The organism is Mycobacterium sp., from assembly GCF_032159765.1.
Lineage (GTDB): Bacteria > Actinomycetota > Actinomycetes > Mycobacteriales > Mycobacteriaceae > Mycobacterium.
Map to the genome: position 1 here is coordinate 1 of NZ_JAVHWM010000235.1, position 5,512 is coordinate 5,512.

At 64.4% G+C, this 5,512-nt stretch carries 4 protein-coding genes; 3 read left to right on the forward strand and 1 reads right to left on the reverse strand.

What is annotated here, in order from left to right:
- Window positions 1–3: 3 nt before the first annotated feature.
- The gene (locus tag QOH60_RS28565) at window positions 4–1,356 is read right to left on the reverse strand and encodes a hypothetical protein (RefSeq protein WP_526425261.1); all 1,353 of its coding nucleotides are present in this window, start codon (window positions 1,354–1,356) and stop codon (window positions 4–6) included.
- 279 nt (window positions 1,357–1,635) lie between these two features.
- Here QOH60_RS28565 and QOH60_RS28570 point away from each other — a divergent pair, with 279 nt between their 5' ends.
- The 3 genes from QOH60_RS28570 to QOH60_RS28580 all read left to right on the forward strand — a co-directional run.
- On the forward strand, window positions 1,636–3,186 hold the full coding sequence (locus QOH60_RS28570; RefSeq protein ID WP_526425262.1) for an AMP-binding protein: 1,551 nt from the start codon (window positions 1,636–1,638) through the stop codon (window positions 3,184–3,186).
- 412 nt (window positions 3,187–3,598) lie between these two features.
- A complete protein-coding gene (locus tag QOH60_RS28575; protein ID WP_526425263.1) occupies window positions 3,599–4,459 on the forward strand; it encodes an LLM class F420-dependent oxidoreductase in 861 nt (286 codons plus the stop codon).
- Window positions 4,460–4,742: 283 nt separating this feature from the next.
- Window positions 4,743–5,512, forward strand: a 770-nt coding sequence (locus QOH60_RS28580) for an MFS transporter (RefSeq protein WP_526425264.1), incomplete at its 3' end; no start/stop codon positions are given.

Below are 5,512 nucleotides of genomic sequence, written 5' to 3' on the forward strand. Positions count from 1 at the left end.
CGATCAAGCCGCACTACCCCAAGTGCTACGGGCATGGCTGGTGTACGGATACACCGCGACACCCTCGCCGAAATGGCTGATGAGGAAGTCGAAGGGTCTCGTCAGTTTGTTTCTACTGAAGTTCCAGATTCGGCGGTCACGGGTGATTTCGCGTACGGCGCGTCGGGCCGCGCGGTCGGGATCGGTACCTCTGATCACCGCTTCGGCCGCGGCCACCGCAGCCGAGGCGCCGGAGGTCATGCCGTCGGAGAAGGTTGCCGAAACACCCTGATGGGCAATCAGTTGCAGCTCCAACGTGCCGGGCGATGACTTGGGCGCCTTCCAGGGCGAGCCGGGAATCAACCCTGTCGACAGTGTCTCGTCGGGGTCGTCAAGGTCCATTCCGAGGGTATCGGCGATCCCATAGAGTTCATCGAGGAGGGTATCGATCTCACGCTGCTTGTCGAAGCCGGCGCGGTGGGATACTTCGCCGACCATGATCCCGTAGAACGTCGAACGCGGTGACAGCGGATCACCGAACGGGTTGAACAGTCCAACGTCGATCGTGGAGCCACGGTTGACACCGGCGAACAGCGCGGCGTTGGAATCGACGAATCGAAAGCCACTGGGCCGCACGGCTAACGGTGCTTGCACGGCGATCGTGGCCCAATCGACCTGGGGTGCCTTTCCGCTCAGCAGGGCGCTGTTGTGGCTGGCATTGACGATCAACGGCCGTTTACCCGGCGCCAGCGCGTAAGCATCGTCGAGGGAGTTGATTGCCTCGGGCACCTCGATCAAACCGGTCCGGTCCATCAGTTCATACATCGCACCCTGCATCCGGCTGTTACGCGCACCGTAAAACAGGGGACGCGGATACCCGGTGCGCCCGCCCTGCCAAGGTGCGATGCGAGCGAATCCGTAAGTCCCGCTGGGATCTTTCTTCGACATTGTCAGAACGTTGCGCGTACCGACGCCGCGGCCGTCGATGATGTCGCCGTACAGCGCATCGACGTAAGCGTACTGCGGCACACCTAGTGCGTAGCAGATGTAATCGGTGCCATGGCCTCGCAGCGTCGCGCCATCCTTGAGCCGGCGAGACTCCTCGGTGCGCGGCCCGGCCAGCACGACCTTGCCGTGGAACTGTTCGGTACGCGCCAGTCGCGCCGCCATGATGCTGGCGGTAAAACCAGCACCCGCGATCACCACAGAGTCGTAGAACGGCCGCGACCCCGTCCCGGCGAAGCGATCGACGAGCTTGCCGATGTGTGCGTCTCGTATTGCATCGCGATCGGTCGGAGAGTAGACGGTGTCACTGCGGGTGATCGGCTCCGAGACCAGCAAATTCGCAGCCGGTTTGATCTCATCGAGAGTCGTCATGGAGGTACCTTTCTGGGGCGTCGGCCTGGCTTGAAACTTGGGGAGAACTGCGAGAGCACCGTTGGCGAATACTTGCCGGCCTGCATCCCACGACCACGACGACGTCGGCCTGCTCGATGCGCATACTCGTCTCCTTCTCTGGTGATCTCGACGAGCGTATGGCGGTGTGGAGGCGGCAAACATCCTCCGACCGCCGGATCCATGTCCTTCGATGAACGGTGTTGAAAGGCGGTCCTGGCTCTTTACGTTGGAGGTCAACTTCGAGCGAGGAGGTGCCGGGTGCTCAACGTTGCCCAGATCCTGTCGGGCGCGAACGCCGCCGGCGCTGAGCGCGTCGCGCTGCGCAGCGGCGATTACGTGATGACGGTCGAGGTGCTCGACGACCTCACCAAGCGCTGCGCTCGACTGTTCTCCGACGGGGGCGTGGGACCCGGCCATCGGGTGGCCATGGTGATGCCGAATGTGCCGCACTTTCCCGTGGTCTACTACGGCGCCCTGCGGACCGGTGCAACAGTGGTTCCGTTGTCCCCACTGATGAGTGCGGTGGAGTTCGAGTACATCTTCCGTGACTGCACGCCAACGGTTGTCGTCGCATGGAGCGGCTTTCACGAGGCGGCCGGGAAGGCCGCGGAGGCGTGCGGAGTGCGTTTGGTCTACTCCGTCGGGCCGCCGGGCGGGCCGCTCACCGGCTTGCCTGACCTGCTCGACAGCGCTTCCGCGGAGGCCGGTGATGACTCGATCGCGTGTACCGATGCTTCCGATCTGTCGGTGATCATCTACACATCGGGAACTACCGGCGCCCCGAAGGGTGCGGCGTTGACCCACGACAATCTGCTGTGGAATGCGCGCATTGTCGCTGACGCCACGGATTTGCGAGCGGATGACGTCGCCCTGGCGGCGCTCCCCTTCTTCCACTCCTTCGGTCAAACCTGCGTGCTGAACGCCGGCCTGCAGTCAGGCGTCGAACTCGTGCTTCAACCGCGCTTCGATGCCACCGAGGCCGTGGACTTGATCGAGCGTCACCGAATAAGCCTGTTCATGGGGGTGCCGAGCATGCACGCGGCGCTGCTGGCGGAGCAGCAATCTCGGCCACGGGATCTGTCCTCGCTACGATGGCTGGCCTCCGGCGGGAGCGGCCTGGCAGCTGGACTCCAGGAGGAACTCGAACGTGAACTAGGGGTGCCGGTGTTCGAGGGCTATGGCCTTTCGGAGACCTCGCCCATCACACATCTATGCCGGCCAGGACTCGCGAAGAAGGGCACGGTCGGTCCACCGTTGTGGGGCGTCGAGCAGCGGGTGGTCGATGACGATGGCGCACGGTTGGCGGTTGGCGCCGTCGGCGAGCTTCAAGTACGCGGACACGGGGTGATGTCTGGATATTTCGGCCGGACGGACGCCACCGAGGCCGTGATCACTTCCGACGGCTGGTTCTCGACGGGTGATCTGGCTTCGATCGACGAGGACGGTTTCGTCAAGATCGTCGACCGGAAGAAAGACCTCATTATTCGCAACGGCCATAACGTCTATCCCTCGGACCTCGAAGCTGTTTTGAGCGAGCATCCAGCCGTGCACCTGTCCGCGGTGATCGGCGTCCCCGATGTCAAGGTCGGCGAAGAGGTCGCCGCAGTCGTCATGCTGAAACCCGGTGCTGAGGTCACGGAGGAAGAGATAGCCGGGTTCGTCAAGGAGCGGGTGTCGGCGGATAAATATCCCCGAATCGTGCGGATCGTCGACGATCTTCCCCTCGGCCCGACCGGGAAAGTGCTCAAGCGAGAGATCGACCTATCCTCCCTCAGCCGCACGTCACCGGTCATAACGGGTAGCCATTGACGTCGGGTACGTACGCCGGACCGGACCTGCCGAGTCCAATCCACCGGTCGAACGAACTCTTCCAACGGCGGACGACCACGCGGGGTTCAGATCTCGTGGACCACGTCACGGCTCGGGTCAATAGCGCTGATCCGGACCTTCGACGACCGGGCTCGTTTCCAGCAGTTGATCTTCGGGCGCGTTCCCGGTGGCCGTCCGCGTGCAGCCCCAACGACGTTCATTGATTCGATAGAGAGCGTTCTCTACGGTAGAGATTACGCCCAATGAGAGGTAACGCCGAATGAACGAGACCTCGTCGAATGAATGAGAGTTCGCAACAGACGGTCCACACAATGCGGCTGTACGACGTGAGCGATTTCGAATGCGCCGGAGTGTGTTTCACATTTGCGGTCGAGAAACTCTTGGAGGGATAGTGCGCATAGGAGTGGTGTTTCCGCAGAACGATCTTCGTGGCGACGCAGGAGCGGTACGAGCCTACGGTGAGGGGGTCGAGGAGCTGGGATATACGCACCTGCTGGCCTACGACCACGTGGTGGGCGCCGATCCCGCGGTGCACACCGGATGGCAGGGGCCCGTCGACATCCGCAGCACCTTCCACGAGCCGCTGGTGATGTTCGGTTACCTTGCGGCGGTTACCACGACGCTAGAACTCGTGACTGGCGTCATCGTCCTGCCGCAGCGGCCGGCGGTGCTGGTCGCCAAGCAGGCCGCCGAGGTCGATCTGCTCAGCAATGGACGTTTGCGGTTCGGCGTCGGGTTGGGCTGGAACGCAGTGGAATACGAAGCCCTCGGGGCGAACATGAAGACTCGCGGCAAGCGCTCCGAGGAACAGGTCGAGGTGCTGCGACGGCTGTGGACCGAGGACTCGGTCACGTTCGAGGGCCGCTACCACCGGCTGAATGGTGTCGGGCTGGCCCCGATGCCGGTGCAGCGCCCGATCCCGGTGTGGTTCGCCGCCGCCTCTGACCCGGGCTACGAGCGCGCCGGACGCCTCGGCGACGGCTGGTTTCCGATGGTGGAGCCCGGCCCCGATCTGGACTACGCACGGGCGCAGGTCGAGAAGGCTGCCATCGCGGCGGGTCGCGACCCCGCGGCGATCGGCATGGAGGCGCAGATCACCTGGACCGGTGATCCCGACGCGGTGGTCGCTGGACTGCACGCATGGGCACAGGCCGGGGCAACCCACGTCTCGGTCAACACCATGGGGGCGGGGCTGGGTTCGGTCGACGAACACCTGGCCGCCCTGGAGACGGTGGCGGCCGGCATCGAGTAGCCGCCGCGACTAATGAGAGCTCAGCAAAGAGCGGGCACGCACCGTGGCTGTTCGACATGAACGATTTCGACAGGGCTACGGATGGTGTCGATGATCATCGAATTTGCTTGATGAACAGCTGTTTTGACAGCCAAACTCCGCCGCGGGCGGAACGTCCTGCGGCCGAGATACCGCGGCAGCGGGTAAGCGCCCCGACACTCATCCGACGTCGCGCGTTGGGATCTCCGATCTCGCGAGTGATGCGGACCGGCGGCTCGTCAGGGCGCTCAGCTCAGGCGACGTCGTGAACCCCGGAGTCCAACGGGGCGCGATCGCCGCCGTCCAGGTTCTCGCGCTCGCGGTCTGGTTCTCGGTGTCGGCGGTGGTGCCCAGTCTGCGCCAGGAGTGGGGGATCTCATCGACCGGGGCTGTCTGGCTCACGGGTTCGGTGCAATTCGGGTTCGTCGTCGGTGCTGTCGGTTCGGCCGCACTCAACCTGCCCGACCGGATCCGGCCGCATCTGATGCTCGCAGTCAGCGCCGCAGCCGCCGCCGTGTGCACGCTCGTGTTCGCGCTAGTCGTATCGGGCATGGCCGGGGCCATCGCGTTGCGGTTCCTCACCGGAGTCTTCTTGGCCGGTGTCTACCCCGTCGGCATCAAGCTCATGGCTTCGTGGTCGGCGAGCTCCGCCAGGGGCCGGGCGGTGGGCATCCTGGTCGCGGCGCTCACTCTCGGCTCCGCGCTCCCCCATCTGATCGGCGGGATTGCCGGCCTGCCGTGGCGAGCCGTCCTATTGACTGCAGCCGGGTTGGGGCTGCTCGGCGCGTTGATGGCAGTGGCGGTGGTCCCGCCGGGTCCCTACCTGGCCGCCTCCGCGCACATCCGTCACCCGCAGTACGCCCTGACGATGTTCCGAGAACGCGGCCCCCGGCTGGCCAATCTCGGCTACTTCGGGCACATGTGGGAACTCTATGCCCTGTGGACCTGGCTTCCGGCGTTCCTCCTCGCTGCCCCAAGCGAACCCGAACTTCCGGCTTCGGCAGAGATCACCATGTTCCTCACGATGGGAGTCGC